Source organism: Exiguobacterium sp. UBA3968, assembly GCF_002385115.1.
In the GTDB taxonomy this organism is placed as follows: Bacteria; Bacillota; Bacilli; order Exiguobacteriales; family Exiguobacteriaceae; genus Exiguobacterium_A.
On record NZ_DGCW01000008.1, the window covers coordinates 180,786 to 196,604 of the forward strand.

At 48.2% G+C, this 15,819-nt stretch carries 13 protein-coding genes; 3 read left to right on the forward strand and 10 right to left on the reverse strand.

Translation table 11 applies throughout. The annotated features are described in order from the left end of the window. Nucleotides 1–67: 67 nt before the first annotated feature. Both B3S86_RS14830 and B3S86_RS14835 read right to left on the reverse strand, forming a co-directional pair. Complete coding sequence (locus B3S86_RS14830; RefSeq protein ID WP_290754178.1) at nucleotides 68–496, reverse strand: GNAT family N-acetyltransferase; 429 nt, start codon at nucleotides 494–496, stop codon at nucleotides 68–70. Beyond that, on the reverse strand, nucleotides 493–1,641 hold the full coding sequence (locus B3S86_RS14835) for an alanyl-tRNA editing protein (protein WP_290754181.1): 1,149 nt from the start codon (nucleotides 1,639–1,641) through the stop codon (nucleotides 493–495). Before B3S86_RS14835 ends, B3S86_RS14830 begins: the two co-directional genes overlap by 4 nt. Before the next feature lie 128 nt (nucleotides 1,642–1,769). On the opposite strand from B3S86_RS14835, the gene phnF reads away from it, so the two are divergent. Further along, a complete protein-coding gene (gene phnF / locus B3S86_RS14840) occupies nucleotides 1,770–2,504 on the forward strand; it encodes a phosphonate metabolism transcriptional regulator PhnF (protein ID WP_081780439.1) in 735 nt (244 codons plus the stop codon). Nucleotides 2,505–2,560: 56 nt separating this feature from the next. On the opposite strand, the gene B3S86_RS14845 is transcribed toward phnF, so the two are convergent. The 5 genes from B3S86_RS14845 to B3S86_RS14865 form a co-directional block, all read right to left on the reverse strand. Then, nucleotides 2,561–3,670, reverse strand: a complete 1,110-nt coding sequence (locus tag B3S86_RS14845; protein ID WP_290754186.1) for an LCP family protein — start codon at nucleotides 3,668–3,670, stop codon at nucleotides 2,561–2,563. Between the two features lie 324 nt (nucleotides 3,671–3,994). Then, entirely contained in the window at nucleotides 3,995–4,756 is a 762-nt protein-coding gene (gene nagB, locus B3S86_RS14850) for a glucosamine-6-phosphate deaminase (protein ID WP_290754190.1), read from the reverse strand. Then, nucleotides 4,753–5,910 (reverse strand): N-acetylglucosamine-6-phosphate deacetylase, encoded by a 1,158-nt coding sequence (gene nagA / locus B3S86_RS14855; RefSeq protein WP_290754194.1) that lies wholly within the window; start codon nucleotides 5,908–5,910, stop codon nucleotides 4,753–4,755. Before nagA ends, nagB begins: the two co-directional genes overlap by 4 nt. Nucleotides 5,911–6,094: 184 nt before the next feature. Next, a complete protein-coding gene (gene mprF / locus B3S86_RS14860) occupies nucleotides 6,095–8,653 on the reverse strand; it encodes a bifunctional lysylphosphatidylglycerol flippase/synthetase MprF (RefSeq protein WP_056063428.1) in 2,559 nt (852 codons plus the stop codon). Beyond that, nucleotides 8,650–10,005 carry an MATE family efflux transporter gene (locus tag B3S86_RS14865; protein WP_290754199.1) on the reverse strand — a complete coding sequence of 452 codons (1,356 nt, stop codon included), beginning with the start codon at nucleotides 10,003–10,005 and terminating at the stop codon, nucleotides 8,650–8,652. The genes mprF and B3S86_RS14865 overlap by 4 nt, the downstream gene beginning before the upstream one ends. Nucleotides 10,006–10,097: 92 nt before the next feature. Here B3S86_RS14865 and B3S86_RS14870 point away from each other — a divergent pair, with 92 nt between their 5' ends. Then, nucleotides 10,098–10,886 carry a CHAD domain-containing protein gene (locus B3S86_RS14870; RefSeq protein WP_035412333.1) on the forward strand — a complete coding sequence of 263 codons (789 nt, stop codon included), beginning with the start codon at nucleotides 10,098–10,100 and terminating at the stop codon, nucleotides 10,884–10,886. Here the strand turns inward: B3S86_RS14870 and glsA are convergent. From glsA to B3S86_RS14885, 3 genes are all read right to left on the reverse strand, one after another. Continuing rightward, a complete protein-coding gene (gene glsA / locus B3S86_RS14875; protein WP_035412330.1) occupies nucleotides 10,877–11,809 on the reverse strand; it encodes a glutaminase A in 933 nt (310 codons plus the stop codon). The two genes, B3S86_RS14870 and glsA, sit on opposite strands and share 10 nt — an antisense overlap. Nucleotides 11,810–11,936: 127 nt before the next feature. Beyond that, nucleotides 11,937–14,513: an ATP-dependent chaperone ClpB gene (clpB, locus tag B3S86_RS14880; RefSeq protein ID WP_290754206.1), complete on the reverse strand. Its 2,577-nt coding sequence runs from the start codon at nucleotides 14,511–14,513 to the stop codon at nucleotides 11,937–11,939. A 6-nt stretch (nucleotides 14,514–14,519) separates the two neighbouring features. Next, entirely contained in the window at nucleotides 14,520–15,377 is an 858-nt protein-coding gene (locus B3S86_RS14885; RefSeq protein WP_035412324.1) for a DnaJ C-terminal domain-containing protein, read from the reverse strand. 194 nt (nucleotides 15,378–15,571) lie between these two features. Here B3S86_RS14885 and B3S86_RS14890 point away from each other — a divergent pair, with 194 nt between their 5' ends. Then, the gene (locus tag B3S86_RS14890; protein ID WP_290754208.1) at nucleotides 15,572–15,766 is read left to right on the forward strand and encodes a YwbE family protein; all 195 of its coding nucleotides are present in this window, start codon (nucleotides 15,572–15,574) and stop codon (nucleotides 15,764–15,766) included. Nucleotides 15,767–15,819 lie beyond the last annotated feature (53 nt).

Sequence of the window (15,819 nt, forward strand, 5' to 3'; positions counted from 1 at the left end):
TGAATTATATATATACATAGAAAACAAAAAAAAGAAACCCTTTTTGCAGGATTTCTTTCAAAATAACTTACATTTTCTTCTCCATCGTCCGGTGTGGAATGCCCGCATCGTCGAATTCATCGGAGACGATCGTATAACCAAGACCTTGATAAAACGGGATGGCTTGGACTTGTGCACCGAGTGTCAGCAGTTGTTTTCCTTCACGCCGCGCGACACGTTCCATCGCCTGCATCAACTCACCACCGTATCCTTTTCCTCGGGCTGTCGACAGCGTCGCCACACGTTCCACCTTCATCCGTTGGTCGTCATATGGACGTGTGCGACCCGTTGCAACCGGTCGACTCTGTTCATCGAGGACAAGCAGATGAATCGCTGTTTCATCATGTGTATCGTATTCAAGATGACGTGGTACGCCTTGTTCCTCGACAAAGACACGCTCCCGGATCATCCGAACGGCTTGTTGTTGTTCTGCTGTACGTACTTGAATGACTGTCATGACTGATATTCCTCCCGTAATCGATCGACATATGCCATCGCATCATCCCGATTCGTAAATTGTGCTTGTGCCTGAACCGCACTTCCTCCACCTCGTCCATTGAATGCTTGGACATGCGCTTTAGCGAACTTCCCGAGATGGGGTTCCCCTGGACTACTCATCAGTAACTTGTTTGTCGTCGCATTCCAGACGACGCCGACGCGTCCCGCACCTTGGATCGCTTTAGCGAGTTGCTCGGACGCTTTGATTTCTTCATTCAGATGTTCAAACATCAGAATGCCTTCTTGTTGTTCTAAAGCTTGAGTGAGCGTGAATGTTGCAAGTTGTTCCTGGGCGTGTTCGACCTGTTTCGTTAAGCGTTTCTGTTCTTCTTGTAACGCTTGAACGGCTTCTAGCATTTGAACCGGCTTGACTGACAAAGCTTGCGCCGCTTCCCTCAAGGCGTGACGTTCTGACTGAACAAGTTGGTATGCCCGTTCCTTTGCGACATAGGATAGACGAATGTTCCCACGAATCCGTTCGACCCCAGTAAAGAGAATCAACTCGAGCTGTGCCGTCGAATCGAGATGCGTCCCACCACAGGCACTATAATCAAGTGTGCCGATTTGAACGACACGAATTCGTCCTTCGACTTGTGGTGTTTTTCGTAATGGTAGACGTAGGGCTTCCTCCTCGTCATATTCAGTCGCCGTGATCGGTAATCCTTGTTCAATCACATGTCGTAATCGTCGATCCAGCTGTTCTTGTTGAATAGTTGTCCATTCAGGTGTCTCGATATCAAGCGTCGAAACCTCACTTCCCGTCCGAAAACTAAGCGTTTTGATGTTCGACTCATCGTGTAAGATCGCAGAGATGACGTGTTGTGCCGTATGTTGCGCCGCATGATCAATTCGGACTGCATCATCTATGATCCCGGTGACGTCTCCTGTGAGCGGATTCGCCAGTTGATGCCAGACGACACCGTCTTCGATTTGAACGTCAAGGACAGGTTGGTTGTTCAATGTTCCACGATCCGCTGGCTGTCCACCGCTCTCCGGATAAAAGTAACTTTTCTCTAAAGCAACCCAATAGCCGTCTACTTGTTTTGTCGCACGAAGGGATGTCTGAAAGGTTCGGACATCGGATTCTATTTGTTCGGGGCGCATGCCTCGACCACCTTTCTCTGTCAGTTTCACTCTGTATTATGCCATATTTCATCCAGAACCGTTTGTCGGCTTGCCTTTTTCCTAGTACACTAGACGAAAGACTACCGATCGCGAAGGGACGAAATGCCGTGATTCAGCACATCAATAAAAATTCACCACTCCCCATTTACTATCAAATTGAAGCTGCCTTAAAACAACAAATCGAAAGCGGCGTCCTTCAACCTGGAGACTTGATTCCGTCCGAGCGCGAATTCGCCGAGGCCCACCAAATTAGCCGAATGACGGTTCGTCAAGCCATTTCAAACTTGGTCAACGCTGGTTACTTGATTCGTCAAAAAGGACGAGGAACATTCGTCGCGAATAAAAAAATCGTCATGCAACTTTCCGGTTTGACGAGTTTCTCGGAAGAGATGGAACATCTTGGACTAGAACCGACGAGTGCGCTCCTCTCCTATCAAATCATCGACGCGTCGATGACGATCGCAAATAAGCTCCGGATTCGTGAAGGCGCATCCGTATATGAATTGAAGCGTTTACGTATTGCTGATGAGCAAGCTCTTGCTCTTGAGACTGTCTACATCCCAGAGCAACTCCTGCCTGGACTCGATCAAGACGTCGCGACCGCATCACTTTATGCATTTGCTGAAGCGAGTGGATTAAACCTCGGACGTGCGAGTCAAACGTTTGAATCACGTCTCGCGACAAAGGAAGAAGCGAGTCACCTTGGCTTGTCGACCGCTTCGCCTGTCTTATCCGTCGAGCAACTGACGTATCTCGCGACGGAACAACCGTTTGAATACGTCATCTCTGCTTACCGAGGAGATCGATATACCTTCACTGTCGAAATGGAACGCCAACGTTGAAAAACCCCTCGAACCGCCGTACTGTGACGGTGATTCGAGGGGTTTTCGTGTATAGATTACTGCGCAGGGATCGTTTCTGTCTCTGGTGCTTGTTCTGTCGTATCTTGTACAGCATCCGTTTCATCTGCGATCGGCTTGACTTCTTGACCTTGCATCGCTTTCGCTAAGTTGCTCTTCACTTGTTCCAGTTGATTCGGATCGAGGTGGTATTCCCATTTCCCGCTAATGCCGATATAGCCTTCTCCAGCGAGCTGATACTCCGTTGTGTCACGGAGTGCTGCAGTGAAATCTGCTAAGCGTGTGTAATCATTCGGTCCTAAGTTTGTTTCAACATTATCACCCACGGCATCCAAAATATCACGGTATGCACTGAGCGAACGGAAACTTGCCGCTTCTTTTGCGACCGCTTGAATGACTTGCATCTGTTTTTGTCCGCGACCGATATCACCGAGCGGATCATCATGACGGTTCCGGACATAGGCCAGTGCCTGTTCCCCCGTCAAATGTTGCTTTCCTTTATCAACGGTGATGGTACCCGCTTTACGTTTTGAATCTTGTTCTTTAAACGCATACCGTACATCGATATTGACACCATCTAATGCATCAATCAATTGAACGAATCCTTGGAAATTAACTTTGATGACGTGATCGATTTGAATCCCGAGTAGGTTTTCTGTCGTTTCACGTGCTAATTTAATGCCGTTGTAGGAATTCGATTTATCCATCGAACCGAAGTAAAGGGCATGTGTGATCTTATCTTGCTCAACAGCTGTCTTGCCGTACGGGATGTCATATTTCGAATAATCGATGTTCACAAGTGAATCACGTGGGATACTCGTCAACACTAATTGTTCCGTCTTTTTGTTCAAAATTCCGACGATCATGACGTCTGAACGAGCTGGTTCATGACGTTCCTTGCTTTTTTTCGTTTCATCCGTTCCGAGAATCAAGAATGATTCAGACGGAACATCATCATATTTAGAGCTCACTTTTGAGCCGGGAATCTTAATCTGCGTCTTTGCCAATGTTTCTTGCGTTTTGATAAAAACAGCTCCAGCATAACCAGAACCGATGATTGTGACGAGCAGGACGAGTGCAGCGACGACTTTCATGAACATCTTGCCAGCACTTGGCTGTCTCTTTCGTGCGGATCGCGTTTCCATCATGTAAACCCTCATTTTCATGTAAATTTTCCGTAAAGTTCGCTAATCTCCATTATCCGGACATTTAATGAAATGTCAATTTACGTTTCGATTAAAGAAACCGCACAGAATAGTTGCATCTAAAATAATTCCGGTATCGTAGCACTTTGCCTGATTAGCATGAATGCTACCAGCATGTCGTCTTTCGTTATTTCCTCACCTATCTCACGTTAAAATATAAAATCGCATGAGACCGGGCTTTATTCCCTTCTTTCATGAACCACAAAAAAGGTACAAAGCCAATTGATGGGGTGGCTCTGTACCTTGTAATTCATTCGTGTTTCTCCATCATGCTTTCATGAAATTCAAATAAGCAGCCCGCCCTGTACGTTTAGCGTCATCTGACAATAAAGAGGCGGCCTCTTCGTCGAGGATCACCATGACATCGGCATGGCGTTTGAGCACGGTCGCCGGACAATCCGTCGTCGCGACCCCTTCCATCATATCGCGTACGGCTTCTGCCTTTCGTTCGCTTGAAGCGACGAGAAGGATTTTTTTTGCTTCCATGATCGTACCGATTCCCATCGTGATCGCTTTCGTCGGCACTTCCTCCAATCGATCAAAGAAACGTTGATTCGCTTCTCGCGTCGATTCCGTCAATTCCGTCACGTGTGTCTTCGCATCGAACGGCGTACCTGGTTCATTGAAAGCGATGTGTCCATTCGCTCCGATTCCGAGCAATTGGATATCGATTCCTCGCTTGCGCACGAGCGCCTCGTATCGTTCACTTTCTTTAACCGGATCTTCCGTATTCCCGATTGGTACGAAAGACTCTTTGAAACGTACATCATTAAACAAGTGTTCTTGCATGAACGTATGGTAGCTTTGTGGATGTTCTGGGCTAAGACCGACATATTCATCTAGATTGACCGTCGTCACATGTCTGCAGTCAAGCGAGTCCTTCCGCCATTCTTCATACACACCGACCGGTGAACTGCCCGTCGCAAGCCCTATTGTTAATCCTTCCGGATGACGCTCAATTTCCTGTTTCAAAAATTGATACGCCACATGCGCTAATTCTTCTCCTTTTTCTACAATCATCCATTTCATGAGGTAGACTCCTTTCCGTTCGTGATCCGGTATCGCGTACCACGATGAATCGTTTCTTGAATGTGTAATCCCTCGTCGAGCAACACAATATCCGCATCCTTACCGACCGAGAGACTTCCCTTTTGTGTCAACTGAAGCTCTTTTGCCGCATTGACCGATGTCATACGAACCGCTTCTTCGAGCGTACAACCTGTATAGGCGATGATGTTTCGTAAAGCGGCGTCCATCGTCAAAATACTTCCGGCTAAACTACCATTCTCAAGGCGTGCCGCACCGTCTCGAACGAATACAGCTTGTCCCCCTAACTCGTATTCACCTTCTGCGAGTCCTTTGGCGCGCATCGCATCCGTGATGACGATCAATCGATCTGCACCCTTCATCCGGTAGGCGAAGTCCACCATTTCCGGTGCACTATGAATCCCGTCCGGAATGATCTCGGCATAGACTTCCGGTGTCAGGAGACAGTACCCGACTGTTCCCGGTTCCCGGTGATGCAGCGCACGCATTTGATTGTAGAGATGAGTACCATGGGTGACATGACCAGCTTGGTTTTGGGTATACGTCGCATCCGTATGGCCGGCAGACGGAATCGCACCCGTTAATCGCACTGCCTCCTCGAATGCACGCGCTCCCGGGCGTTCTGGGGCATAGGTCACGAGTTTGATCGTATTGCCAGACGCTTCCTGCCATTTCAGGAACTGTTCGACATCGGGTTCAACGATATATTCGCGCGGTTGCGCACCAGCATAATCCGGGTTGATGAACGGTCCTTCGAGATGAACACCGACGATCGTCGTGTCCTCTTCCTCAACGACTGTTCGCACCGTCTCGAGCGCTCGTGTGATGTCTGCCCAATCTTGGGTGATCGTCGTCGCTAAAAAGGACGTCACGCCTTCTTGTAACATCTGTCGACTGAAATGATGCAACCTTTCGGCATCTCCATCCATGACATCGACATCATATCCCCCATGAATGTGCACATCGATCATTCCAGGAATGAGTGATTGATGGTGCGCATCGATCGTCTCTTCTCCTGCGATTTCCTCAAATTCCGACATTGTTCCAATCGCCTCGATGGTTCGGTCAAAGCGAATGAACCCGTCTTCAATCGTCTGCTCTCCCGTGTAAATCCGGGCATTGATGATCACTGTCATCTGGCATCACCCTTTCTCTATCCGTTCCATGACTTGCTTTCGTATTTAGTATAACGTGATTATTTCTAGTTGTATAGACCTTTATACATTTGAACTGAAATTGCAAAAGGGCGATCCCGTTTGTCCTTAGACAAAGGGTCGCCCTTTGTATACCCGTCTACTGCCATCTTCATGCGTCAGTCGATCAGGGTAATAAAATTCGGTCTTTCTTTCGAGAAATCAGACGCGTCGCTTTTAAGATTGCTATCGGTAACGATTGCCGCTTTCGGTAAGCAAGGTAGCGCCCTTCCCATTTTGGATCGTATTTTTCTTTGTATCGTCGTAGACCCGTGAAACTATACATGTAACGAATATTATTGAAGACATCTGCCGCCACACGTTCTTGCCAGAAGGACGTTTCATCCTCGCCAACGGACGAGAGTGGCGCCATTCCCATGTTGAATGTCCGGTAGCCTTCTTCTTTCGCATATTCGAATAGCCGAATGAACATCGCATCCATGATCCCGTTCGGTCCGTCCGGTCGAAAACGCATCAAGTCAATCGATAGGACTCCCTCTTGGTAAGCAGGCATGAACGTCATGAATCCGATCAACCGTCCTTCCGCTTCACGCATGATGCCGATTGGTGCTCGATTTAAGTAAGGTTTGTGGAAGTAACCGAGTGAGAAGCCTTTTTCAGACTTCCCACCTAACCATTCATCCGAGACCTCTTGCAGTTCTGCTAACAATGTATCCGAAAAAGGTGGCTCGATCACTTCAAACGTCATACCTTCTCGTTCAAAGCGATTTTTAATCGAGCGAAGTCCAGCTCGTTTTTTTCCTGATACGGTGAAAGACGGAATATCGACGATCGCTTCTTCGCCGAGTTTGAAGAAGTTGAAGCCGAAATCATGATACAGCGACATGTTTTGTGCTTGAATCTGATAGATGTTCGGAATGTATCCGAGATCTTCGACACGGCGCAGAAAGGAGGCGATGACTTGTGAATGCTCCTTTGGATCTCCACTTGGATCACCGAGTACCATGATCCGGTTGCCAGTCTGACTAAACTGAATGAACGAACGACCTGTTTCGGAAAAGAAGAAGCGCTTATCTCCGAGAAACGCCAAATGGCTCAAATAATTGCCACCCTGTTCACGTAATACCGTTTCGATTTTTTCAGCATCAAACTGCTCCCCGAGCACCGGTTGATTAAATGTGTTAAACAAGCGTATGAAAACTAATCCATAAACGAGCGCAAAGATGGATGAGCTCGCGGCAAACATGAAAATCTCATGCGACGGATACACTTCTGTTCCGTCTGCCGACCCGAGTGTATAAAAAGCGTATCCGAAAAAGACGAACCCGCCAATGTACAACAGACCAACGAACGCAACCCGGATGAAACGCGACGTCGTAATCAGTGTCCGTTCCCGATGAAACGCGTTACGAGACATCAGTAACAATCCGAGGACGACGACGACGGCAAGGAAGGAAATCAAGTTAAATCCACGAAGTGCCATCCCGACCAGCGCGAAGAACGATGCGCCATACATCATATACAAGGAACGCTTCGTTCGACGATAGAGCGCCGTCGATAAGAGGACAAATAATAGTCCGCCCATCAAAAAGAAACTGTTTGCGAGCAACAACGCTTCATGGGGCAATTTAGATTCCAGATATTCATATTGTGTCGAGACCGGTGGCAAAATCGCTAGCCCCCAGATCGTGATACCCGCGACAAGCGTAATCAACGCTAAGGTGAAGTGACGAATTTTACTGAGGAATCGCAATTGCAAGCGCCAAATGACACCCCCGACCTCAACCGACGGACCAACAATGGGTTTATCTTCGATCATCTTGACGACTGGACCACTAAACTCTCGAGCCGAGAAGACGACACCGATTAAGAAGGGAATCAAGTAATAAACGAGACGATAAATCAATAATCCCGTCAAGACGATGCCTTCCTCGACTCCGGCACGCTGCATACCGATCAAAAAGACTAAGTCGAATGAACCGAATCCGCCAGGTACCATCGAAATCAAACCGGCTGTCGCAGCGATGATGAAGACACCGATCACTTTTGCAAAACTGACGTCTGTTCCGAGTGCTGCCAAAATGAGATAGACGACGACACCGGCACTAAACCACTCCGCAAACGATACAACGGAGTATAAGGCAATCGATTTCGGATGAATGCTGCTGTTCCCACGTCGAAACGAGAACAATAGATAGAGCGGGAAGAATAAGGCAACACCGATGATGACAGGCCATAACCATTTCTTCATTTCAAGCACTTCAAACGCTGGGAAGATGTGCAAGAGGGATAATGTCGATAAGATTGACAAACCGCTAATCAATGTCGGCGCCATCCAACCGATCGCTTTCAACAGGCGTCCGCCTTCAACGAATGGTCGATACAGGGCGGACCGGATGGCCATCCCTGCGAGACCTCCGAAACCGATGATGCCATTAAAGGAGTTCGCAATCCAGGACGCTCGGAAAATCAATCCGACTGGTGCTTTTGCTTCTAGCGAGCGCAACAAAAAGAAGTCATAAAAGAACATCGTCGAGACTGCCACGAGACCTGCGAGAATCAACAGGATGAACTGCCAAGATGGTACTTGGCGGATCGCTTGAATTGATTCCTTTAGAGACAAACTGCGTAATTCATTTTGTCCTTGATAAAAAATGAATCCGATCAAGACGATCGGCAAGATGATCTTCGCAATCGTCATGAGCCGTTGTTTTGAGAATTTCAAGATGCCAGCCTCCTTGATTTACGGATTAAGTACATAAGACGAACAAGCAATAGTGTCGCTCCGACCGCAAGACCGATGATCAATCCCCACCAGTATCCATCTGGTCCAAGTGCTGTGTAGCGTTCAAGATAAAAACCTAATGGTAGTCCAATGACCCAGTAGGCTACGATCGTCAATAAGAAGGTGACGTTGACGTCCTTGAACCCACGTAGTGCACCTTGCGTTGGTGCAGCGACGGCATCTGACAATTGGAAGAAAATCGCGAGAATCATAAAGTGTGCAGCTGCTTCGATGACTTTTGGGTCTCGACTATATAACGCTGCGAGTTCTTCATTCTTTAAGTACAACAGGATACCGGAAAACACGGAAACCGCAACACACATCGTCAACCCGATGCCAACATACTGAACCGCATCCTTGATCCGTTTAGCACCGACCTCGAAACCGACTGTGATTGTCAATGCGGACGCAGCGGACAACGGAATCATATAGACGAACGAGGCGAAGTTGATGGCAGCCTGATAGGCACCGATGATGACGTCGCCATACGCTCCAAGCAACAAGGTGACGGCTGAAAAAATACTGACTTCTGAAAAAATCGCGAGACCGATCGGCGCACCGAGTAGAATCAACTCCTTGATCCGCTTCATGTCCGGACGGTAAAAACGTCGGAGAACACCAAGACGCTGGAACAGCTCTCCTTTCATGACGACAGCGATGATTGCTAGACAAAGAATCCAGTACGTGATGGCAGTCGCAACTCCCGCACCGACACCACCGAGTTCCGGAAAACCGAAGTTTCCGAAAATGAATAGATAATTGAAAAGGACGTTAATGGGTAAAGAGATTAGTAGTAAGACCATCGTAATGTTCGATTTTCCTAATGAATCGATGAGTGTTCGTAAGACGAAGAAAACGAACATCGGCACGATGCCGAGCGCTAGCATCACGAGATAGTTCCGCGCGACTTCGCGCGCTTCTACCGATAACTCCATCCGCTCGAGAATCGGATTGACAGCGAGAAGTCCGATGACGACTGTCAAACCGATGATCACGACAGCGACGTACAACGCCTGCATGACGATCCGTTTGACTTCCCGCTCGCGTTTCGCTCCCATCGCTTGAGAAACGAGCGGCGCGACGGCAAGTAGAATACCGGTCAATCCTGTGTAAACAGGTGCCCATAGACTCGCTCCGACACCGACTCCTGCTAAATCAGCAGAGCCATATCGACCGGCCATGACCGTATCAAAAAAACTGATTAAATAAAACGCGACTTGCGTTACGAGAATTGGAAAGAAGATTTTCATGAATTGTTTCATCTTTCCTGAGAACGTAACTGTTTCTAACATGTTTCCACCACATTTCAGGAGGAGTCCTCCTTAATTTTAAAACGCATCATTCTTGAACTCTTACGAAATCAATCCAAGGAGGGATTCATCTCATGAACCATCGAGATACTGAAAAGCTAACTTTTGAACTACTCGAGACCTGGTCTACCTTCAATCATTATGCCAAAGAATCACAAACGTTTGAAAATCCGGAAGATATCCATCAAGCCCGGATTCGCTTGCGGAAACTGATCACGTTCGCTCGATTGGTCGAGTTGACGGAAGAACCCGTCTATTTGATTTGGAAGCGTCTGATGCACGCCTTCGGTGAAGTGCGCGATCTCGACGTACAGCTCGAAGCGACTTCGAAAAAAACAGAAATCGACCAATTGTTCGCAAACCATGTCGCCTTACAACTCCAAGGAAAACGTTCGACCTTGATTGAGACGATGCATCTCTTGATCTCAAATGAACTAGATCGATCCGTCCGTCGATTTTTAGCGAGTCCGATGACAAAACGCCTCAAGCGGATGTCAGAAAAAGAACTGATTCATGCCGCGGAGAAACGCTATGAGAAAAAACGTGAACAATTTGAAAAAGTACAACGAAAGGATGGTCCAAAACGTATCGAACGGATGCATGAGTTGCGGCTTGCGACGAAAGCGTACCGCTATACGGTCGAGTACTTGCGTCCCTATACGAATCAACCGAAGTCCGCTGTCGATCGTCTAAAAACTACCCAGACGCAACTCGGACATATCAATGACACGTATCAGCGACTGGAAAGATGGCGGTCATTCGAGGTTCCGACTGCTTATCAAGCAGAGCGCTTGCATCAGATCAAACGCTTAGAGGATGAACTGCGTAACGCACTCGATCAAGTTGAGATCGCTCACGGGTGACGTTGAACAAGTAGTTCAAGCATCTTTGTTCCGGCAATCGAATTGCCTTTCGCGTCAAGGGAAGGACCAAACACACCGATTCCGAGATCAGCCATATCGAAATCACTTCTACCACAGGCAACGACCGCACCGGAAACACCACTTTTTCCAGGAAGTCCGACTTGGACAGAAAATTCTCCAGATGCATCATACATGCCACATGTCGTCATGATGGCCCGGATGATTCGTGCGTTACGTCGCGAGATGACTTGACGCCCGGATGGCGTTTTTCCAGATGTACTTAAAATTTTCCCCATCATGGCAAGTCCTTTACAGTTCGTCAAAATCGCACATTGTTTCGTGTAGACGTCGATGATTTCTTCGACGTTGCCTTCGATGACGCCGTGATAGCGCATGAAGTAGAGCAACGCTCGGTTCAAATCTGTCGTTTCGAATTCTGATTCAGCGACATCTGCGTCATATTTTACCATTTCTACTTTAATATCCAATAGTTTTGCGATGAATTGACGCAATTGCAGTAATTTATCCGCAGCATCCGTTCCCGGCAACATGCTGGTCACTGCTAGTGCTCCTGCATTGATCATTGGATTGAGCGGTTTTGTCGGAATCGTCTCTTCAAGTTTCGCAATCGAATTGAACGCATCACCCGTCGGTTCCATCCCAACTTTCGAAAAGACATAATCTTCTCCGAATGTCTCGAGGACGAATGCCAGTGTAATGATCTTCGACACACTCTGTAATGTAAACATCGTGTCCGCATCACCTGCCGAAACGAACGTCCCGTCGGCATTACAGACAGCGATACCAAGTTGGGTCGGATCAACTTTCGCAAGCTCTGGGATGTAACTTGCGACTTGTCCAAGCACCGTATACGGACGACACTCCTCAATCAACTCCTCGAGTTGGGCTTGTGTAACATTCATGGCGTTCCCTCTTTCTCTTTTTTTCTAGCTTATCACGCATCTGGTGGATGCGGATATGGTTCTTCCGTAAACGCTAAAAGGAGTCGACTCGTTTCAGCCGAGTCGACTCCTTTTTCTAGCATCTGCTTTATCCGTTTACGACTAGTTCACCGTCTGCTACATCGATCGCAATCTGGGAACCATCTTGAATCGCCCCACTGATCAAAGCTCGGGCAAGCTTCGTCTCAATCGTCCGTTGCATATAACGGTTGATTGGACGCGCACCGTATTGCGGTTCGAATGCTTCTTCAAAGATCAGCGTCTTCGCAGCATCCGTGACATTAATCGTAATGCCGCGTCCAGACAAGCGAGAAGTCATCTTCTCGACCGCTTTGTCGATGATTCGTTCGATCTCTGTCCGGTGGAGTGGATGGAACAAAATCGTATCATCAATCCGGTTTAAAAATTCCGGTCGGAAGTGACGCTTCAGTTCTTGGCGAACGGCTTCTTCTTCCGCCGCATCGATGACACCATCTTTTGCTGCTTCAAGCAAGATGGGCGCACCGATGTTTGATGTCATGATGACGATCGTGTTCTTGAAGTCGACGACACGTCCTTGCGCATCTGTTAACCGACCATCGTCGAGCAACTGAAGCAAGATATTGAAGACATCTCCGTGCGCTTTTTCGATCTCATCGAATAGAAGAACCGAATACGGGCTCCGTCGGACGGCTTCCGTCAATTGACCGCCTTCTTCATAACCAACGTATCCTGGAGGCGCACCGACGAGACGGGAGACATTGTGTTTTTCCATATACTCCGACATATCGATGCGGACGATATGATCTTCACTATCAAACATCGCTGCCGCCAAGGCTTTTGCAAGTTCTGTCTTCCCGACTCCTGTCGGACCAAGGAACAAGAACGAGCCGATCGGACGATTCGGATCCTTGATACCTGCTCGCGCTCGAATGACAGCATCCGCGACGAGACGGACCGCTTCGTCTTGACCAAAGACACGCTCATGAAGCGTATCCTCGAGATAGAGTAGCTTTTCCCGTTCGCCCTGCGCGAGCCGCGTCACTGGAATGCCGGTCCATTTCGAGACGATGTCGGAGATCTCTTCTTCCGTCACCGCTTCCCGAACCAGTTCGTGGGAGACGTGTTCAGATGATTCTTCCGCGACTTTCAGACGCGCTTCAAGGTCTGGAATTTGACCGTACTTGATTTCCGATGCCCGGTTTAAGTCATAGCGCCCCTCGGCTTCTTGTAACGCCAGTTTCGCTTTCTCAAGATCCGCGCGTAACTGTTGGACACTTTGCGAACTTTCTTTTTCCCGTTCCCATCTTGTCCGAAGCGCACTCTCATCTTCTCGGGCAGAACTGAGTTCTTGTTGTAAGACGGCAAGTCGTTTCCGGGATGCTTCATCCGTCTCTTTCTTTAATGCTGCTTCCTCGATCTCGAGCTGCATGACCCGGCGGACGAGGGAATCGAGTTCAGCCGGCATCGACTCCATATCCGTCCGAATCATCGCACATGCTTCATCGACGAGATCAATCGCTTTATCTGGCATGAACCGATCCGTAATATACCGATCGGATAACATCGCCGCCGCGACGAGTGCATTGTCATGAATCCGCACACCGTGGTGAATCTCGAACCGTTCCTTTAATCCACGCAGAATAGAAATCGTATCCTCGACATCCGGTTCCGCGACGAGGACTTGTTGGAAGCGACGTTCTAGCGCCGGGTCCTTTTCGATATACTTCCGGTACTCGTCAAGCGTCGTCGCACCGATACAGTGCAATTCTCCTCGCGCAAGCATCGGCTTGAGCATGTTTCCGGCATCCATTGCGCCGTCCGTCTTTCCGGCACCAACGATCGTATGCAGCTCATCGATGAATAAGAGAATCTGTCCTTCGGCTTCCTTGACTTCATTCAAGACCGCCTGCAGGCGCTCTTCGAACTCACCACGGTATTTTGCACCAGCGACGAGCGCACTCATGTCTAAACTGAACAACTGCTTGTTTTTGAGACTCTCGGGTACATCTCCTCGGACGATCCGTTGCGCGAGTCCTTCAACGATTGCCGTTTTCCCGACACCAGGTTCTCCGATTAAGACGGGATTATTTTTAGTCTTCCGACTCAAAATCCGGATGACACGTCGAATCTCATCGTCACGACCGATGACTGGATCCGTTTTCCCGGACCGGAAATCCGCTACGAGATCGCGTCCATATTTTTTCAGCACATCAAACGTCTCTTCGGGATTTTTCGTCGTGACCTTGCGATTGCCTCGCATACTGACGATCGCTTCCCGAAGTGTCTCTTCCGTAATGCCTTGACGACGTAAATATTGAGCTGCTGGACTTGATTGTTTGATCAGGGCTAATAATAAATGCTCAACGGAGACGTAGTCATCCTGCATGAGTCGCGCTTCCGTTTCTGCTTCCGTCAACACGTTCAGCAACGAGCTACCGATCCGAGGCGTCGTCGCCTGGGACAAAGCCGGAAGCTTACCAATCGCTTCGTCAATCGCTGCATTCAATGTCTCAATCCGTTGATTCAACTTTTCAAAAATGACCCGTGCAATTCCCTCTTCTTGAGCAAGTAAGGCAAGTAACAAATGCCACTCTGTGATTTCACTATGACGACGTTGTTTCGCAATCGCTTGGGCAGAGACGATTCCCTCATGTGCCCGATCCGTTAAACGTTCAAAATCCATCCTTGATCACTCCTTCACTGCAAGTTGACGTTCCCACTCTTCATAAAAGGCGCGGTCCATCTCAGGTAACTTGACTTCGAGTTGGACGAGTAATGCCCCACGATGACCATTCGCTTGACTCAGACCACGATTTGGAATCCGAAGTCGTGCTCCTGGTTTTGTGCCCGGTTTGACTTTCAGTTTAATTCGTTTTCCTTCAAGTGTATCTGCGACGACTTCTCCTCCAAGTACAAGTGTCGTCGGATGAACGCGGACGGTCGAGATGACGTCTTGGTCGACCCGTCGGAACTGATCGTCATCCTTCAGGTGAATCGTCACGTAAACATCTCCCGCGACACCTTGTCGGTTACGCATCGAACTTTTTCCACGTAAGCGGACTTTTTTGCCGTCATAGACATCTTTCGGTAGCGTCAACTGAATCGAACCAGTCGCAAGACGCACCGTGACTTTTTCATTCGTACTGAGATGACTGAGTGGAACCGTCAATTCAAGCTCTTCATCGGTCGACACTTCTTCCTGACTAAAGAACGAACCGAACATGTCTTCAAATCCGAACGATTGTCCAGGTCGTGTCCGTCCACCACCTCCGAACTGTCGGAACAGATCTTCATAATCTCCAGCGCCCCCAGCTCCAGCACCTGCCATCCGGTCGAAGTTACTGCCGTATCGATCGTACTGGGCTCGTTTCTCCTCATCCCCAAGCACATCGAAGGCTTCTTGGATATCCTTGAAGCGCTGGTCCGCACTCGCCTCCTTGTTGACGTCTGGGTGATATTGCTTCGCCAGTTTGCGGTACGCGCGCTTGATATCTTGATTCGATGCATCCTTTGCGACACCGAGTGTTTGATAATAGTCTTTTGCCATTCGAGTTCACTTCCTTTTCCTATACTTCATTACCTTAATTATAAAAGTCACATCTTAATTGGTCAAATATAGTCAAACTTTTTCTGACATTCTGTTCTCTTTTCACTTTACGTCCTTGCGACAAACAAGTTTCACCGGCTGAACCATGTTATACTGATAGCCAAACAGGAAATGAACGATGGGAGGATCTACAAATGGACGGTAAAACACGTAAAAATATCACACCTGGTCTTAAAGTCAGCATCGTGTTGAAACAAGATCAACGAACAGGTAAACGAACAGAAGGAATCGTTAAAGACCTTCTCACGAAATCACCGCAGCATCCGCACGGGATCAAAGTGCGATTAGAAGACGGACAAGTTGGTCGTGTTCAAGAAATTTTAAGTTAAAAAGACAATAATCGCTCGCCCTGATTCCTTTTCGGAGTCAAGACGAGCGATTT

Excerpts from the sequence above, each read along its gene's own strand:
- B3S86_RS14865 (WP_290754199.1), bottom strand. The coding sequence starts at position 10,005 with ATGTTAGAAACAGTTACGTTCTCAGGAAAGATGAAACAATTCATGAAA.
- B3S86_RS14830 (WP_290754178.1), bottom strand. The coding sequence starts at position 496 with ATGACAGTCATTCAAGTACGTACAGCAGAACAACAACAAGCCGTTCGG.
- B3S86_RS14890 (WP_290754208.1), top strand. The coding sequence starts at position 15,572 with ATGGACGGTAAAACACGTAAAAATATCACACCTGGTCTTAAAGTCAGC.
- clpB (WP_290754206.1), bottom strand. The coding sequence starts at position 14,513 with ATGGATTTTGAACGTTTAACGGATCGGGCACATGAGGGAATCGTCTCT.
- nagB (WP_290754190.1), bottom strand. The coding sequence starts at position 4,756 with ATGAAATGGATGATTGTAGAAAAAGGAGAAGAATTAGCGCATGTGGCG.
- B3S86_RS14835 (WP_290754181.1), bottom strand. The coding sequence starts at position 1,641 with ATGCGCCCCGAACAAATAGAATCCGATGTCCGAACCTTTCAGACATCC.
- nagA (WP_290754194.1), bottom strand. The coding sequence starts at position 5,910 with ATGACAGTGATCATCAATGCCCGGATTTACACGGGAGAGCAGACGATT.
- glsA (WP_035412330.1), bottom strand. The coding sequence starts at position 11,809 with ATGAATGTTACACAAGCCCAACTCGAGGAGTTGATTGAGGAGTGTCGT.
- B3S86_RS14845 (WP_290754186.1), bottom strand. The coding sequence starts at position 3,670 with ATGATGGAAACGCGATCCGCACGAAAGAGACAGCCAAGTGCTGGCAAG.
- B3S86_RS14885 (WP_035412324.1), bottom strand. The coding sequence starts at position 15,377 with ATGGCAAAAGACTATTATCAAACACTCGGTGTCGCAAAGGATGCATCG.
- B3S86_RS14870 (WP_035412333.1), top strand. The coding sequence starts at position 10,098 with ATGAACCATCGAGATACTGAAAAGCTAACTTTTGAACTACTCGAGACC.